Raw genomic sequence first — 439 nt, forward strand, 5'->3', positions numbered from 1 at the left:
GGGCTCGGCCCCGTCGCCGGGGTGGATGAGGCCGGCCGCGGTGCGTGCTGCGGCCCCGTCACCGTCGCCGCCTGCATCCTGCCCGAGCGCATCGTGAGCGAATTGGATACCTTAACTGATTCCAAAAAGCTCACGCCCCGCCAGCGCGAAAAGCTCTTCCCCATCATCAAAGACAAGGCTGTAGACTGGTCTGTGGTGCATATTGGTGCGGGGGACATCGACAAGCGCGGCATCCAGCACGCCAATACCTCAGGCATGCGCCGGGCGATAGCGCGCCTGGAACAGCGCCCAGGCTATGTGCTTTCCGATGCCCTCTTTATCCCCGGCCTCACCCAACCCCACCTGCCCATCATCGGTGGGGACGCGGCGGCGCGGTGCATCGCGGCGGCGAGCGTGCTGGCCAAGGTAAGCCGAGATCGCCTCATGCGGGATCTAGACG

At 65.6% G+C, this 439-nt stretch carries 1 protein-coding gene; it reads left to right on the plus strand.

Going from position 1 to position 439, the window contains the following annotated elements; all coding sequences use genetic code 11:
• On the plus strand, nucleotides 1-439 hold a 439-nt coding region (locus tag D7V77_RS42650; RefSeq protein ID WP_147452391.1), incomplete at both ends, for a ribonuclease HII.

The organism is Corallococcus sp. CA041A (genome assembly GCF_003612075.1).
Classification (GTDB): Bacteria; Myxococcota; Myxococcia; order Myxococcales; family Myxococcaceae; genus Corallococcus; species Corallococcus exiguus.